Annotated in this window: 13 protein-coding genes; 8 read left to right on the top strand and 5 right to left on the bottom strand. The window is 72.3% G+C overall.

The genetic code is table 11. From position 1 onward, the window contains the following. The first annotated feature begins 7 nt into the window (after positions 1–7). The gene (gene fdhD, locus ACFZDJ_RS23730) at positions 8–865 is read left to right on the top strand and encodes a formate dehydrogenase accessory sulfurtransferase FdhD (protein WP_391061201.1); all 858 of its coding nucleotides are present in this window, start codon (positions 8–10) and stop codon (positions 863–865) included. A 91-nt stretch (positions 866–956) separates the two neighbouring features. On the opposite strand, the gene ACFZDJ_RS23725 is transcribed toward fdhD, so the two are convergent. Further along, positions 957–1,793: a LysR substrate-binding domain-containing protein gene (locus tag ACFZDJ_RS23725; RefSeq protein ID WP_391061199.1), complete on the bottom strand. Its 837-nt coding sequence runs from the start codon at positions 1,791–1,793 to the stop codon at positions 957–959. Between the two features lie 149 nt (positions 1,794–1,942). On the opposite strand from ACFZDJ_RS23725, the gene ACFZDJ_RS23720 reads away from it, so the two are divergent. Beyond that, a complete protein-coding gene (locus tag ACFZDJ_RS23720) occupies positions 1,943–2,662 on the top strand; it encodes an SDR family oxidoreductase (RefSeq protein ID WP_391061197.1) in 720 nt (239 codons plus the stop codon). 31 nt (positions 2,663–2,693) lie between these two features. Here the strand turns inward: ACFZDJ_RS23720 and ACFZDJ_RS23715 are convergent, their stop codons facing one another. Together ACFZDJ_RS23715 and ACFZDJ_RS23710 are read right to left on the bottom strand one after the other, a co-directional pair. Next, positions 2,694–3,236, bottom strand: a complete 543-nt coding sequence (locus tag ACFZDJ_RS23715; RefSeq protein WP_168513259.1) for an isochorismatase family protein — start codon at positions 3,234–3,236, stop codon at positions 2,694–2,696. A 19-nt stretch (positions 3,237–3,255) separates the two neighbouring features. Beyond that, entirely contained in the window at positions 3,256–3,696 is a 441-nt protein-coding gene (locus ACFZDJ_RS23710) for a MarR family winged helix-turn-helix transcriptional regulator (protein ID WP_384910226.1), read from the bottom strand. A 102-nt stretch (positions 3,697–3,798) separates the two neighbouring features. Here ACFZDJ_RS23710 and ACFZDJ_RS23705 point away from each other — a divergent pair, with 102 nt between their 5' ends. The 3 genes from ACFZDJ_RS23705 to ACFZDJ_RS23695 all read left to right on the top strand — a co-directional run bounded on the left by ACFZDJ_RS23705 (position 3,799) and on the right by ACFZDJ_RS23695 (position 8,020). After that, positions 3,799–4,722 carry a zinc-binding dehydrogenase gene (locus ACFZDJ_RS23705; RefSeq protein ID WP_391061194.1) on the top strand — a complete coding sequence of 308 codons (924 nt, stop codon included), beginning with the start codon at positions 3,799–3,801 and terminating at the stop codon, positions 4,720–4,722. A 153-nt stretch (positions 4,723–4,875) separates the two neighbouring features. After that, on the top strand, positions 4,876–6,765 hold the full coding sequence (locus tag ACFZDJ_RS23700; RefSeq protein ID WP_391061192.1) for an exo-alpha-sialidase: 1,890 nt from the start codon (positions 4,876–4,878) through the stop codon (positions 6,763–6,765). Positions 6,766–6,775: 10 nt separating this feature from the next. Then, positions 6,776–8,020: a hypothetical protein gene (locus ACFZDJ_RS23695; RefSeq protein ID WP_391061190.1), complete on the top strand. Its 1,245-nt coding sequence runs from the start codon at positions 6,776–6,778 to the stop codon at positions 8,018–8,020. On the opposite strand, the gene ACFZDJ_RS23690 is transcribed toward ACFZDJ_RS23695, so the two are convergent. Beyond that, a complete protein-coding gene (locus ACFZDJ_RS23690) occupies positions 7,953–8,966 on the bottom strand; it encodes a bile acid:sodium symporter (RefSeq protein WP_391061694.1) in 1,014 nt (337 codons plus the stop codon). The two genes, ACFZDJ_RS23695 and ACFZDJ_RS23690, sit on opposite strands and share 68 nt — an antisense overlap. A gap of 179 nt (positions 8,967–9,145) precedes the next feature. On the opposite strand from ACFZDJ_RS23690, the gene ACFZDJ_RS23685 reads away from it, so the two are divergent. Then, positions 9,146–10,039, top strand: a complete 894-nt coding sequence (locus ACFZDJ_RS23685; protein ID WP_181649193.1) for a LysR substrate-binding domain-containing protein — start codon at positions 9,146–9,148, stop codon at positions 10,037–10,039. On the opposite strand, the gene ACFZDJ_RS23680 is transcribed toward ACFZDJ_RS23685, so the two are convergent. Further along, on the bottom strand, positions 10,014–10,994 hold the full coding sequence (locus ACFZDJ_RS23680; RefSeq protein ID WP_391061188.1) for an AsnC family transcriptional regulator: 981 nt from the start codon (positions 10,992–10,994) through the stop codon (positions 10,014–10,016). The genes ACFZDJ_RS23685 and ACFZDJ_RS23680 overlap by 26 nt on opposite strands. A gap of 121 nt (positions 10,995–11,115) precedes the next feature. Here ACFZDJ_RS23680 and ACFZDJ_RS23675 point away from each other — a divergent pair, with 121 nt between their 5' ends. Further along, complete coding sequence (locus ACFZDJ_RS23675) at positions 11,116–12,600, top strand: MFS transporter (RefSeq protein WP_351310895.1); 1,485 nt, start codon at positions 11,116–11,118, stop codon at positions 12,598–12,600. A gap of 344 nt (positions 12,601–12,944) precedes the next feature. After that, positions 12,945–14,771, top strand: coding sequence for an AMP-binding protein (locus tag ACFZDJ_RS23670; RefSeq protein ID WP_390929716.1), 1,827 nt, complete (start codon positions 12,945–12,947; stop codon positions 14,769–14,771). The last annotated feature ends 8 nt before the right edge of the window (positions 14,772–14,779 follow it).

Below are 14,779 nucleotides of genomic sequence, written 5' to 3'. Positions count from 1 at the left end.
TCAGGACATGGGACGAGTCACGGAACGACGCAAGGTGATCCGCATCCGGGACGGGGCCATCTCCACCCGCCCCGACACGCTCGTCGCCGAGGAGCCACTGGAGATCCGCCTCAACGGGAAACCGCTCGCGATCACCATGCGCACCCCGGGCGACGACTTCGCGCTCGCGGCGGGCTTCCTCGTCAGCGAGGGGGTCTTCGGCCGGGCCGACGAGGTGCAGAACATCGTCTACTGCGCGGGCGCCACCGTCGACGGTTCCAACACGTACAACGTCGTGGACGTCCGGACCGCGCCGGGCGTCGTGCTCCCCGACATCACGCTGGAGCGCAACGTCTACACGACCTCGTCCTGCGGCCTGTGCGGCAAGGCGAGCCTGGACGCGGTCCGTACGACGGCCCGCTGGGCCATCGACGACGGCACCGACGCTCCCCCGGTCCGGCTGGAGCCCGCTCTCCTCGCCGGCCTCCCCGACCGGCTGCGCGAGGCCCAGCGGGTCTTCGACCGGACCGGGGGTCTGCACGCCGCGGCCCTGTTCACGGAGGACGGGGAGATGCTCGACGTACGGGAGGACGTGGGCCGGCACAACGCGGTCGACAAGCTGGTCGGCCGCGCCCTGCAACGCGGCGACCTCCCGCTCTCCCGCACGATCCTGCTGGTGTCGGGCCGGGCCTCCTTCGAGCTGGCGCAGAAGGCGGTCATGGCGGGCATCCCCGTACTGGCGGCGGTCTCGGCACCGTCCTCGCTGGCGGTGGACCTGGCCGCCGAGACCGGGCTGACCCTGGTGGGCTTCCTGCGCGGCCCCTCCATGAACGTGTACGCGGGCGAGCACCGCATCGCCCTGCGGGCCGCGGCCGCCCAGGGCTGACCGGCTCCCCGCGGCACGGCGGCGGGGTCCCGACCGGCGGGGAGCGCCCCCTGCGCCGTAGGGGCCCCGCCTCAGCCCACCGCAGCCGGGCTCACGGCTCCTGCGCCCGCGCCGGGTCGGCGAGAGGCGCGAGCGGGGCGAAGGCGGTGATCAGGGGCGAGCTCCGGCTCGCCTCCCAGGCGAGCAGCACCTCGTCCCGCTCCGCGTCCGGCACCGGTACGTAGGTGATGTCCGGGCGCGAGTACTGCTCGGCGACGGACTCCGGTACGAGCGTGATGCCGGCCCCGCTCGCCACGGACTCGAACTTCTCTTCGATGGTGCGGATCGGCAGCTCGCCGGGACCGGGGTCGGCGTACCTCAGGCGCGGTTCGTCCGCCAGGTCGGCCAGGGCGAGCTCCGGTTTGCCCGCGAGCCGGTGGTCGGCGGGGAGCATCGCCACGCGTGCCTCGCTGAACAGCGGCACCAGCGTGAGTCCCTGCTCACGGATGGGGCGGCGTACGTAGGCGAGGTCGACGGTTCCGTCGAGGATCAGCCGCTCCTGGTCGTCCCATTCGACGCGGCGGGCGAGTGCCTCGACGTCCGGGTGGGCGGCCCCGAAGGCGCGCAGGGCGCGGGTCACGACGACGCCGGCCCGGAAGCCGACGACCAGCCGACGCGGTCCGCGGGCCGCCCGGCGCACCCGAAGGCGGGTGGCATCGGCGGTGGAGAGCAACGGCCCCGCGTCGTCCAGGAGTTGTCTTCCCGCGTCCGTCAACCGCACCCCGTGGCTGTCGCGTTCGAAGAGCACGGCGTCCAGGTCCTTCTCCAGGGACCTGATCTGACGGCTCAGCGCGGGCTGGGCGATGTGCAGCCGCTCCGCCGCGCGGCCGAAGTGGAGCAGCTCGGCGACCGCCACGAAGTAGCGGATCTTCCGCAGGTCGAGGTCCACGGCCGCCCCTTCCGTCGTCGCGGTGGCGATGCCTTCAGGGTATCGCCGACGCCGAAACAGGTCTTGGACGACGGCCTCCCCGCGGCAGCAGGCTGGAACACGTCAAGCAAGCACGGAAGAGGAAAGCGGAAGAGGGAAGGGGACCGGACATGAGTCTGCGAGGAGAGCGGGTCGTGGTCATCGGCGGCACGGCGGGCATCGGGCTCGCGGTGGCGGAGGCCGCCGCACGGGAGGGGGCGGACGTGGTGGTCGCCTCGCGCCGGCAGGCGGCCGTGGACAGCGCGCTGCGGCGGCTGCCGGGAGGGGCCGAGGGGCATGTGCTCGACGTGACGGACGAGAACGAGGTGCGCGGCTTCTTCGCACGGATCGGGGACTTCGACCACCTGGTGTTCACCGCCGGGGAGTCGCTGCTGCTGGAGGAGCTGGCGAGCGCGGACATCGACCGGGCCCGGCGCTTCCTGGACACCCGGTTCTGGGGCGCGTACGCGGCGGTCAAGTACGGTGCCCCGTCGATCAGGAAGGGCGGTTCCGTCGTGCTCACCACGGGCACCGCGGGCCGGCGTCCGATGCCGGGCACGACCGTGGCGGCCGGCCTGTGCGGGGCGATGGAGTCCCTCACCCGCGCACTGGCACTGGAGCTGGCGCCGATCCGGGTCAACGTGGTCTCCCCCGGTGTGGTCCGCACCGAACTGTGGCGGGAGCTGCCGGAGGCCGACCGCGAGGGCCTGTTCGCGTCCGCCACGCAGTCGCTGCCGGTCGGGCGGCCCGGGGAGCCCGAGGACGTGGCGGAGGCATACCTCTACCTGATGCGCGGCCGGTTCAGCACCGGTTCGACCGTCGTCGTGGACAGCGGCACGGTGCTGGTGTGACCGCGCGGAATCCCCTGCCCCGCCCCGCGCCTCAGCCCGCGCTGAAGTGCACCTGCGCGACGGTCACGACCGTGCCCAGGCGTGGGAAGTCGAGGCGGACCGACGCCTGGTGTTCGGGCGCGGTGAGGGCGGCCATCGCGTCCTCGGCGAACACGAGGTCGTAGCCGAGGTCGCCGGCGGCGCGGGCGGTGGACTCGACGCCGAGGTTGGTGGCGATCCCGCCGAACACCAGCGTGGAGATGCCGCGCTCCCGCAGCCGCTCGTCGAGACCGCTGCCCTGGAACCCGCCGATGGTCCGCTTCACGACCTCGAGGTCACCCTCCACCGCGAGCCCGGCGACGAGTCCGCTTCCGGGCGGCTGCTCGGGCAGCCCGGGCCGTTCGCCCCGGACGAGCACGACGAGCGCGCCCGCCTTGCGGAAGGTGGCCGCCAACTCCTCGGCGGCGGCGAGGACTTCGGTGCCCTTGCGGGGTTCCACGGGCAGGCCGACGATGCGCTCCATCAGATCCACGAGCACGAGGGCGGTGCGCGCGGGGTCGAGGGCGAGTCGGGGTTCGGTTTCGGGTGCGGTCATGACGGAACGTTAGCCCTCATCAGCCGTCCGTACCGGAAATCCGGATCAACAAACCCATGAACTGCTCCCGCTCGTCCTCCGAGAGCGGCGAGAGGAGCGCGTCGTTGGCCTCGCGCGCCGCCTGCTCGCAGCGCGCGAGGAGGCGCGCGCCCTCCTCGGTGATGGACACCGCGTTCTTGCGACGGTCCCTGGGGTCTGGTTCGCGCAGGACCAGGCCCGCGTCCTGGAGGTCGTTGAGGACACCGACCAGGTCCTTGGGGTCGAGCTGGATGCTGCGACCCAGTTCGGCCTGGGCGACGGGACCGAGATCGGAGACGGCGGAGAGCACCACGTGGTGCCACATCTTCAGTCCCTCGGCGGCCAGCGCCTCGGCGACGAGGGCACGGCCGCGGGCGGCGGCGCGACCGAGGAGCCAGCTGGGGAGGGTGCGGATGGCGGACAGGGGGGCGGAGGCGGGCATGGGACCAGCTTAGCGAATAACCGTTGGGCTTCCCCATGAATCTCGGATACCGTTGGGACTCCCAACGAATTGAGGGCTCGCCCCTTCACCCCTGGAGGTGCGATGCGTCGCGTCCGATACGAGCACACCGGCGGCCCCCTGTTCCTGGAGGACGTCCCCGTACCCGCCGCCGGGCCCGGCGAACTGCTGGTGCGCGCCGAGGCGATCGGCGTGACCCTTCCCGTCGTCCGCAAGGTCACCGAGGCCGTGGAGCCGGTCCCGCTCGGCGGTGAGATCGCCGGCGAGGTCGTCGCCGTCGGCGCGGGCGTCACCCGCTTCGCGGCGGGCGACCGCGTCACCGGACTCTGCTTCGGGCACGGGTACGCCGATCACGCCCTGCTGAACGAGGCCATGGCCACCCCGGTCCCGGCGGGCGCGAGCGCGGTCGACGCCGTCGCCCTCGTCCGCAGCGGGCTGGTCGCGCTCGGCGCCCTGGAGGCGGCGCGCCCCGCACCCGGCGAGTCGGCGCTGATCACCGGCGCGGCCAGCGGGGTCGGTCATCTCGCCGTCCAACTCGCCCGGCTGCGGGGCGCGTCACATGTCGTCGGGGCCGTGTCCGCGCTCGCTTTCGGCAAGGCGGAGTTCGTGCGGGGGCTCGGCGCGGACGAGGTGATCGCGTACGGCTCCGAGGACTGGGGCGAGCCCGTCGACTACGTCCTCGACGCGGTCGGCGGCGATCTGCTCACCCCGGCCGTCACCGCCCTCACCCCGGGCGGACGGCTCGTCGCGTACAGCTCGGGCGGCGGGAGCGTGCGGGCGTACGACCTGCTGGTGGGCGCCAAGTCCGTGATCGGCTTCCAGATGGCCCGGATCGCCCGGAACGAGCCGGGGCGGTACGAGCGGTGGCACGAGGAACTGTGGCGACTGTTCACGGAGGGAGCCCTGCGGCCCGCCGTGCACGGGGAGTTCGCCCTGGAGGACGCGGCGAAGGCGCACGCGGCGATCGAGTCGCGGAGCAACCTGGGGAAGGTGGTGCTGCGCCCCTGACCTGCGCGCCCAGATTTGGCGTGAACACGACCGGCACTCGCTTCTTGTGGGGCCGTTGAAGGCCCAAGTAGCGTCTGTGGCACACACATCAGACGTCGGATGTCCGATGTCCCATGTCCGGATCAGCCAGGCGCATGAAGGGCAGGTCGCACCATGTCGGCACGTCTCCGCGCACGTCTGAGATCCACCCTGACCGCCGTCCTCACGGCCGCCGCACTGTGCGTGCTCGCGCTGCCGAACCCCGCGAGGGCCGACGCACCGGACGCGGCGGACGCGTCCGGTGCGTTGTTCGAGCAACAGGTGCTCTTCAGGGCCTCCCAGGATCCCGGCTACGCCTGCTTCCGCATTCCGGCCGTCGTGCGCAGCACCCACGGCACCCTGCTGGCGTTCGCCGAGGGGCGCGTGCACGACTGCGGCGACGCGGGTGACATCGACATCGTCGTCAAGCGGTCGACCGACGGCGGCCGCACCTGGGGGCCGCTCCAGGTCGTCGACGAGGGGGCGGGCGACACTCACGGCAACCCCGCCCCGATCGTGGACCGCGAGACCGGCCGCATCGTGCTGGCGGAGACGTACAACACGGGCCGCACGGACGGGCGCGGTTGCGACGTCCCCTGCGACCGCACGCCGCATCTCCAGTACAGCGACGACGACGGCCTCAGCTGGTCCGCTCCGCGCGACCTGAGCTCCGAGATCCTCCCGCCGGACTGGAACTCCTGGTACGCCACCGGTCCCGTGCACGGCATCCAGCTGACCCGTGGCAGGCACGCCGGACGGCTCGTCTTCGGCGTCAACACCGAGACCTGGAACGGCAGTCGGGTCACCGCCAACAACGCCGCCCTCATCATCAGCGACGACGGCGGCGACCACTGGCGGATCGGCGCGAGCGACTCCTGGCCGATCGCGGACGACGGCACCTTCCGCCAGAAGCCGTCCGAGCCGGCGCTCACGGAACGCGCCGACGGGTCCGTCCTCGTCAGCGGGCGCGAGCAGGACGGCACCGACCTCGGCCACCGCACCCAGACCCTCAGCCGCGACGGCGGCGACAGCTTCACGGCCCCCTTCCGCGACCTCCCCGGCCTCTACGCGCCCCAGGTCCAGGGCTCCGTACTCCGCCTCGGCGACCGCATCCTGCTGGCCTGCCCCGGCGACCCCGACCGCCGCAGGACCATGATGATCCGCTCCTCGTACGACGGCGGGCGCACCTGGGACAGCGTGGACCGCGGCACGGTCGTGACCACCGACTGGTCGGGCTACTCCGACCTGGTCCGGATCGGCGACGGCGCCGTGGGGCTGCTGTACGAGGGCGGCGCGGTCGACGCGCGCGACGAGATCCGCTTCGCCCGCTTCACCGAGGACTGGCTCACCCCGCGCCGCGGCCCCGACCCGACGACCGCCGACCTCGCCCGGCACGCCGAGCCGGCCGCGGTCCTCGGCGGCGCCCGGGAGACGGCGGGCGTGCGCGGTGGCGCGCTGGAGTTCGACGGCGCCGACGACGCCGTACGACTGCCGTATCAGGACCGACTCCCGCTCGGGACGAAGGACTTCACCGCGTCGCTGTGGTTCCGCTACACGGCCACCGGCGGGGAGCAGCCGCTGCTGTGGATGGGCGGGATCGGGACGACCCAGCCGCAGGTGTGGATGCGCGCCGAGCCCGCGTCCCACAGGATCACCGCGCTCATCACCACCAGGAACGGAGCAGCGGCCCCGACCTCCGCCTCCGTGCGCACCGCGAGCGCCTACAACGACGGCCAGTGGCACCATCTCGCGCTGCGCAGGAGCGCAGGGCTGCTCACACTCTCCGTCGACGGTACGGCGGTCGGCGCCGCGGACGTGCCGGGATCGGTCAGCCGCAACTCGCCGTTCGGGGTCCATGTCGGGCAACGGATGGACAGCCAGGCGTACTTCACTGGAGCGATCGACGAAGTACGCGTCTACGACCGGGCGTTGAGCGACGACGAGCTGTCCGCGCCGCCCTCCCGGGAAGTGACCCGGGACACCGTCCTGTATCTGCCCATGGACCAAGTGCGCGGCGGACACTAACGTCCCGTCCGTGCCCGACGACGCACGAGCACGACGACGACGGACCGGGGCCGGCCTCGGGGTCCTGCTCGCCCTGGTCTGCGCGGCCGTGCTACTCACCGCCCTCCCCGACCACGACCGGGAGGGCGGCGGCGCGTGCACGGCCCGTACGCTGCGGTCCTGGAGCGCGGACGCGCGGCTCACGGGCGAGTTCGCCCGGTACGGCGACGACGCGAGCCGTGTCGACGACTGGACCGGAGGCGACGGCACGCACTCGGTGCGGCTGCCGGACGGGCGGGTGCTGTGGCTGTTCTCGGACACGTATCTGGGCCAGGTGCACGGGCCGCCGAACCCGGTCGGCGAGTCGTACGCGTGGCGCGACACGAGCGCGCCCCTGGTGCGGAACTCGGCCGTGGTGATGTCGAAGGACGGGCGGCTGGAGACGACGCTGCCGACGCCGGTGTTCCCGGACCCGGGGCCGGGGCGGTGGCGGTGGCCGGTCGCGGCCCGTGTCGAGCCCCGCTCCCCCGGCTCCTCGGAGCAGGTCGTCCACGTCCTGCTGTGGACCCGTACCGCCGGCCGGGCCCCCTGGATCTACGGCGTGCCCACGTCCACGGAGGTCGCCACGCTCTCCCTGCCCGACCTGCGGCTCGAAGGCATCACCACGGTCCTGGACCAGAGTTTGGTGGCGGATCCCTCCCGACGGGTGCTGTTCGGCACCTCGACGGTCGACGCGGGCGCGTGGACCTATGTCTTCGGCGGCGACGACGGGCAGGCCGCCTCGCGCCCCGCCTCGCAGGCGTACGTGGCCCGGGTGCCGCGCGGTCGGCTCGGGCAGCCGGCTGCCTGGGAGTACTGGGACGGCAGCGGATGGGCGGTGCGGGTACGGCCGGGGCCGGTGCTCGGCGACGGGCGGCGGACGGGGGTCGGCAGCGCGTTCACGGTGGTGCGCGACGGCGGGACGTACGTCCTGTTCACGATGGCGGCGGGCACCGCGGGCCTGACGACGATCACCTCGTACTGGGCGTGCGCGCCGACCGGCCCCTGGCACGGGCCCACCCGGAGCTTCGGTCCGTCCCTGCCGCAGGGGCAGGTGGCCGCGTACAACCCGCAGGTGCACGCGGAGCTGAGCGACGGCGACCGGCTCGTCCTGAGCTATGACGTGAACTGGCTGGACACGACGGGCGGTGTCTCGGCGCAGGCGAACCTCAGTCGGAACGTGGCGCTGTACCGACCGCGATTCGTGACGCTGCGACTGGGGGAACCGGGGTCGTAGCCGCCTCGGGGTCGTGGGCGCGGCGCTTGGCGATCACCGCGCACACCATCAGCTGCATCTGGTGGAAGAGCATCAGCGGCAGCACCGCGAGCGAGGCGTGCGCGCCGAACAGCACGCTGGCCATGGGAAGCCCCGAGGCGAGGGACTTCTTCGACCCGGCGAACTGGATCGCGATGCGGTCCTCCCGGTGGAAGCCCAGCGCCTTCGCGCCGTACCAGGTGAGGGTCAGCATCACCGCGAGCAGCACGGCCTCGACCGCGAGCAGTCCCGACAGTCGCACCGCGCTCACCTGGTGCCATATGCCCTGCACCATGCCCTCGCTGAACGCCGTGTAGACGACGAGCAGGATCGAGCCGCGGTCGACGTACCCGAGGACCTTCTTGTGACGCGTGAGGAACCCCCCGATCCAGCGGCGCAGCACCTGCCCGGCCAGGAACGGCACCAGCAGCTGCAGCACGATCTTGACCAGCGAGTCCGCGGAGAAGCCGCCGCCGCTGTTGCCCAGCAGTGCCGCGGCGAGCAGCGGGGTGACGACGATGCCCACGAGGGAGGAGAAGGAGCCGGCGCAGATCGCGGCGGGCACGTTGCCGCGGGCCATGGAGGTGAAGGCGATCGACGACTGGATGGTCGAGGGGACGAGCGTGAGGAAGAGCAGACCGCTGTAGAGGTTGTGTGTCAGGAGCACCGGTTCGAGGCCGCGGGCGGCCAGGCCGAGCACCGGGAAGACGACGAAGGTGCAGGCCAGAACGGTGACGTGGAGCCGCCAGTGCTTGAGGCCCTCGACCGCCTCACGGGTGGAGAGCCGGGCCCCGTAGAGGAAGAAGAGGAAGGCGATGGCGGCCGTGGACGCGCCCGACGCGACGTCGGCGCCCGTGCCCCGTGCCGGGAGCAGGGCCGCGAGGCCCACTGTCCCGAGCAACAGCAGGATGTACGGGTCGATCGGCATCCAACTCGGCCACTGCAGGCGTTTCACGGTGCTCCACTGCTCAGACGTCGTACGGGGCGGCCCGGGCAAGGGTGGTCCCGGGGCGGGTCGTGCCCTCTCCATCGTCCTCTTCCGGCCCGCGATCGGGAATCCGTCATACCGTTCTGACTGTCATCGCGAGTCGCGATAACGTGGGCGGTGTGTACGACCCCTCCCAACTGCGTACCTTCCTGGCGGTGGCCCAGACCCTGAGCTTCACGCAGGCCGCCCGGCGGCTCGGGCTGCGCCAGTCCACCGTCAGCCAGCACGTACGCCGCCTGGAGGACGCCGTGGGACGGCAGCTGTTCTCGCGGGACACGCACTCCGTGGAGCTCACCGAGGACGGCGAGGCGATGCTCGGCTTCGCGCGCCGCATCCTGGCGGTGCATGAGCAGGCGACCGCCTTCTTCACGGGCACCCGCCTGCGCGGCCGACTACGTTTCGGCGCCTCCGAAGACTTCGTACTGACCCGGCTCCCGGAGATCCTGGAGGGCTTCCGGTACGACCATCCGGAGGTGGACCTGGAGCTGACGGTCGAGCTGTCCGGCACGCTGCACGAACAGCTCACGGCGGGCAGGCTGGACCTGGTGCTGGCGAAGCGGCGGCCCGAGGACCCGCGCGGCGAGCTGGTCTGGCACGACCGCCTGGTGTGGATCGGCGCGGAACGCCTGCGGCTCGACCCCGACCGCCCGGTCCCCCTGATCGTCTACCCGCCCCCGGGCATCACCCGCGCCCTCGCCTTCGAAGCCCTGGAGCGCCAGGGCCGCGCGTGGCGTATCGCCTGCACCAGCGGCAGTCTGAACGCCCTCGTCGCGGCGGCCCGCGCGGGCCTCGGCGTGATGGCCCACTCTCGTGGGCTGATCCCCCCGGGCCTCGTCCGTGTCCCGGACCGCGCGGGCCTGCCGGAACTGGGCGAGGTCGACTTCGTCCTGGTGCACGGGCAGCGGCGTACGTCCGCGCAGGGGGCGGCGGACGCGCTCGCGGCGGCGATCCTGGGCGGCGGGGACCGGCTGCTCCGGGGTGGCGGGGCTAGCGGGTCGGTCTCGCGTACGTGAGTTGTTTGATGCGGCGCAGGAACGGGGTCGTCTCGACGTGCTGGACCCCTTCGAGGGTGCCGAGGCGGCCGCTGAGGTAGGCGTAGAGGCCCGCCGTGTCACGGGCGACGGCGGTGACGACGATGTTGGAGGGGCCGGCCGTCGCCGCGGCGAAGGCGATCTCGTCGTGGGTGGCGAGGGCCTCGCCGACGGAGTGCAGGGCCGCCGGGGCCGCGGTGATCCACAGGACGGCGGCGCAGGCGTAGCCGAGGGTCTCGGAGTGGTACTCGACGTCGACGTACACGGCGCCGGAGGCGAGCAGGGCGGCGAGGCGGCGCTTGACGACGGACTCGGAACGGCCGGTGGCGCGCTGGAGTTCGGGATAGGTGGCGCGTCCGTCGCGTTCGAGCGCGGCGACCAGCGGCTCGTCCTCGGGGTCGATCCGGACGGGGCCCGAGGGGGCGGAGAGCCGCGGCCGCAGCGCGGCCATCTGCTCGTCCGTCAGCGCGTCGAACCTGCTGACCCAGCCCGTCGGTCCGCCGAAGAAGCGGTTCAGGATCTGGTGGGCGCGGATCTCCATGATGCTCGGGGTGCGCGGCAGCTTGCCGAGCAGCAGGTCGTCGCGGTCGCCGGGGCTGCGCGGCCGGGTCATGCAGACCACCTCGGTGCCGCCCGAGGCCAGTGCGATCCACGCGGTGTCCGGCCGCTTGGCCAGCGCCTGTGCGATCGTCTCCGCGCTGTCGGGCGCGCAGCGCAGCCGAAGCATCCACTGGCTCTGGCCGAGCCGTTCGGCGTCGCGCACCGCGACCACCCGCAGTCCGCCCTCGGCGGAGAGTCTGCGGAAGCGGCGCGCGATCGTCTGGTCGGAGACGCCCAGCACCGCCGCGATCCGGCTGAAGGGCGCGCGGGCGTCCAGTTCCAGCGCGGCCAGCAGTTGCAGATCGAGCTTGTCGAAGGTGTGGGATTCCATCTCCATGGGGGCCGTCCTCGTCGGATTCCGGCGATCCGGTGCCCGAGGCCACCGCGATCACCCCTCAGGAGCTCATCGTACGGAGGCATACGCATCCACGGCACGGGGTTCTGGAGGAGTTGAGGACATGCGTACATGGGGGCCGCTCACGGCGGTGTGCCTGGGGACGTTCATGTTGTTGCTGGACGTGACGATCGCGGTCGTCGCGCTGCCGGATATGGCGCGGGCGCTGCACGCGTCGCTGAGTGATCTGCAGTGGGTGATCGACGGGTACGCGCTCGCGCTCGCCGCGCTGCTGCTGGGAGTGGGGGCCGCCGCCGACATTCTGGGACGGCGCCGGGTGCACGTGGCGGGCGTGGTGCTGTTCGCGGTGGCGTCGCTGCTGTGCGGGCTCGCGTCCGGGCCCGGGATGCTGGTGGCCGCGCGCGGGCTGCAGGGGGTGGGCGCGGCGGCGATGTTCGCGACGACCCTGCCGCTGCTCGGCTCGGTCTACCAGGGGCGGCAGCGGTCGACGGCGCTCGGGGTGTGGGGCGCGGTCAGCGGTGGGGCGGCGGCGGTCGGGCCGGTGCTCGGCGGGCTGCTCACCGAGGGGCCGGGCTGGCGGTGGATCTTCTTCGTGAACCTGCCGGTGAGCGTGGCCTCGGTGTGGCTGACGCTGCGGGTGGTGCCGGAGTCGCGCGGACCGCGCGGGATGCGCATCGACTGGGCGGGCACCGTCGCCTTCGCCTGCTTCGCCGGGGCGACCACGTACGGGGTGGTGCGGGCCGGGGCGGACGGCTGGACGTCTGGGGTGGTGACGGGCTCGTTCGGGACGGCGGCGCTGGCGCTGGTCGCGTTCGTCCTCGTCGAGCGGCGGGTCGCCCACCCGCTCCTGGACCTGTCGCTGCTGCGCAAGCCCGCGTTCGTGGGCGTGATGGCGGGCGCGCTCGCCTTCAACGGGGTGGCATTCGGTGTGATCCCGTACCTGTCCATCTGGATGCAGACCGTGCTCGGCATGAGCCCGGTGCGTGGCGGGCTCACCCTGCTCCCGCTGACCGGCGCGACGATGGTGGTCGCGATCCTCGCCGGGAAACTGCTGCACGGGGTTCCGGCACGGCTGACGATAGGAGGCGGGCTGCTCCTGGTCGGCTCGGGCGCGTTCTGCCAGGCCGTGCTGGACGCGGGCACGAGTTGGACGGTGCTGGTGCCGGGCCTCGTCCTGGTCGGCATCGGCACGGGCTTCGTGTCCCCCGCCATCGCGGGCGCCGCGCTCGCCGCCGTCCCGCCGGAGCGGGCGGGCATGGCGGGCGGCGCGGTGAACACGGTCCGCCAGCTGGGGTACGCGCTCGGGGTCGCCGTCTTCGGCACGGTGCTGACCTCCCGCATGCAGGACACGCTCTCGCACGACGCGGCCCACACCCTGGCCGGCGGCGGCGCCGGGGCACTGCGCGGCCCCCTCTCCGAGCACACCCTGCGGGCCGCGTTCGCCTCGGGGCTCGACTCGGCGTCGGTGGCGGCGGGCGTGACGGGGATGGTCGCCGGTGCGCTGGTACTGGTGTTGGTGCGGACGCCGCGCGCTGTGACGGACACGGCCGAGGCACCGGCGAAGCGGGCGACGGCGTCCCGCGCATGACACCGGTGAGGGCCCGGTCATGACACCGGCGGAGCCGGTTTCGGAGCCACCGGGACCGGCTCCGGCGGTAGCCGCACAGCGCGGAATCGGAAACTCCGTGTCCGGTATTCGGCGCCCCGTGCCCCGTAGGAGGGTCGTACAGATTCCGTGGAGATTACGGGACCGAAACCTACGGAACCGTAAGGGATTCTGTCCGGCCCTTCCCCATGTGCGGGCATTTTCTCTGCTGACCTGTGCGGATGCCGCACACACCCCCGGCCGACCCCTGCTCCGGCACCCCTCCCGCCCGACGGCGAGGTGGGGTAGCTTTCACGGCGCTGTGCGGAGCGCCACTAGGAGCGGGATTGCGCGAGTTCACCAACCCTCCGTTGGCGTCGGCGCCGCCGGTGGGCGGCCTGGCCGACGTCGTGTTCGACCATGCCCAGGAGGACCCGCTGCGGGCCGCGTTCGGCCGCAAGGACGAGAACGAACAGTGGCGCGATGTGACGGCCGCCGAGTTCCGTGACGAGGTCCTCGCACTTGCCAAGGGACTGCTCGCCCAGGGAATCCGATTCGGCGACCGGGTCGCGATCATGTCCCGTACCCGCTACGAATGGACACTCTTCGACTACGCGTTGTGGACGATCGGCGCCCATGTCGTCCCCATGTACTCGACATCCTCGGCCGAGCAGGTCTTCTGGATGCTGCACGACGCGCAGGTGTCGGCCGCGGTGGTCGAGCACGAGGACCACGCGATGACCATCGCCACGGTGATCGACCGGCTGCCCCAGCTGCACAAGCTCTGGCAACTGGACTCGGGCGCGGTGCAGGAGCTCTACGAGGCGGGCGCGGGCATCGACGACGAGGTGGTGCACCGGCACCGGCGCGCCGTCACCCCCGAGTCGATCGCGACGATCATCTACACCTCGGGCACCACGGGCCGCCCCAAGGGCTGCGTCATCTCGCACGCCAACTTCATGGCCGAGGCGAGCACCGTCATCGGGCTCATGGAACCGATCTTCACCTCCAAGCGCGACAACGGGGCGTCCACGCTGCTGTTCCTGCCGCTCGCGCATGTCTTCGGGCGGATGGTCCAGGTCGCGGGAGTCCTCGGGAAGGTCAAGCTGGGCCATCAGCCGCAGATGCATGCCGCCGTGCTGCTGCCCGACCTGGCCGCGTTCCAGCCGACGTTCATCCTGGCGGTGCCGTACATCTTCGAGAAGGTCTTCAACGCGGCCCGCCGCAAGGCCGAGAAGGACGGAAAGGCCGGAGCCTTCGAGAAGGCCGTGGAGGTCGCGGTCCGCTACGCGGACGCGATCGAGGCGAAGGCGTGGGGGATCGGCGCCGGGCCGTCGGCGAGCCTGCGGATGCAGCACCAGTTCTTCGACAAGGTCGTCTACACCAAGATGCGCGCCGCCCTGGGCGGCCGGGTCAGACACGCGGTGTCGGGCGGCTCCGCGATGGACCGTCGGCTCGGGCTGTTCTTCGCCGGCGCGGGCATCCAGATCTACGAGGGATACGGGCTCACCGAGACCACCGCCGCCGCGGTCGTCACCCCGCCCGAGCGGACCCGGTACGGGACGGTCGGCCAGGCCATTCCGGGCACGACCGTGCACATCGCGGACGACGGCGAGATCTGGCTGCACGGCGGCAACATCTTCCAGGGCTATCTGAACGACCCCAAGGCCACCGACGCCGCACTGCACGACGGCTGGCTCGCCACCGGCGACCTCGGCACCCTCGATGAGGATGGCTTTCTCACCATCACCGGGCGCAAGAAGGAGATCCTGGTGACCTCCGGCGGCAAGAGCGTCTCGCCGGGCGTCCTGGAGGAGCGTGTCCGCGACCATCCGCTGGTCGCCCAGTGCATCGTGGTCGGCAACGACCGGCCGTACATCGCGGCGCTCGTCACCCTCGACTCCGAGGCCGTCGAACACTGGCTCCAGATGCGGGGCAAGGCGCGGCTGTCCCCGTCCGACCTGGTGCGCGACCCGGACCTGGAGACCGAGGTGCGGCGGGCGGTGGTCGCCGCGAACACCCTGGTCTCGCAGGCCGAGTCGATCCGTACGTTCCGGATACTGGCGAACCAGTTCACCGAGGAGCACGGGCTGCTGACGCCTTCGCTGAAGTTGAAACGGAAGGCGATCGAGAACGCGTATGCGACGGAGGTGGAGGCGTTGTACCGGTCATGAGCCCGGTA

The organism is Streptomyces sp. NPDC007896 (assembly GCF_042959425.1).
GTDB lineage: Bacteria > Actinomycetota > Actinomycetes > Streptomycetales > Streptomycetaceae > Streptomyces.
Note: the sequence above shows the minus strand (reverse complement) of the source record. Positions and strands in the feature narration are given on the sequence as shown.

What these genes read in the sequence shown, in the direction of transcription:
- ACFZDJ_RS23690 (WP_391061694.1), bottom strand. Translation starts at nt 8,966, where the DNA reads ATGCCGATCGACCCGTACATCCTGCTGTTGCTCGGGACAGTGGGCCTC.
- ACFZDJ_RS23720 (WP_391061197.1), top strand. Translation starts at nt 1,943, where the DNA reads ATGAGTCTGCGAGGAGAGCGGGTCGTGGTCATCGGCGGCACGGCGGGC.
- ACFZDJ_RS23705 (WP_391061194.1), top strand. Translation starts at nt 3,799, where the DNA reads ATGCGTCGCGTCCGATACGAGCACACCGGCGGCCCCCTGTTCCTGGAG.
- ACFZDJ_RS23700 (WP_391061192.1), top strand. Translation starts at nt 4,876, where the DNA reads ATGTCGGCACGTCTCCGCGCACGTCTGAGATCCACCCTGACCGCCGTC.
- fdhD (WP_391061201.1), top strand. Translation starts at nt 8, where the DNA reads ATGGGACGAGTCACGGAACGACGCAAGGTGATCCGCATCCGGGACGGG.
- ACFZDJ_RS23675 (WP_351310895.1), top strand. Translation starts at nt 11,116, where the DNA reads ATGCGTACATGGGGGCCGCTCACGGCGGTGTGCCTGGGGACGTTCATG.
- ACFZDJ_RS23710 (WP_384910226.1), bottom strand. Translation starts at nt 3,696, where the DNA reads ATGCCCGCCTCCGCCCCCCTGTCCGCCATCCGCACCCTCCCCAGCTGG.
- ACFZDJ_RS23715 (WP_168513259.1), bottom strand. Translation starts at nt 3,236, where the DNA reads ATGACCGCACCCGAAACCGAACCCCGACTCGCCCTCGACCCCGCGCGC.
- ACFZDJ_RS23680 (WP_391061188.1), bottom strand. Translation starts at nt 10,994, where the DNA reads ATGGAGATGGAATCCCACACCTTCGACAAGCTCGATCTGCAACTGCTG.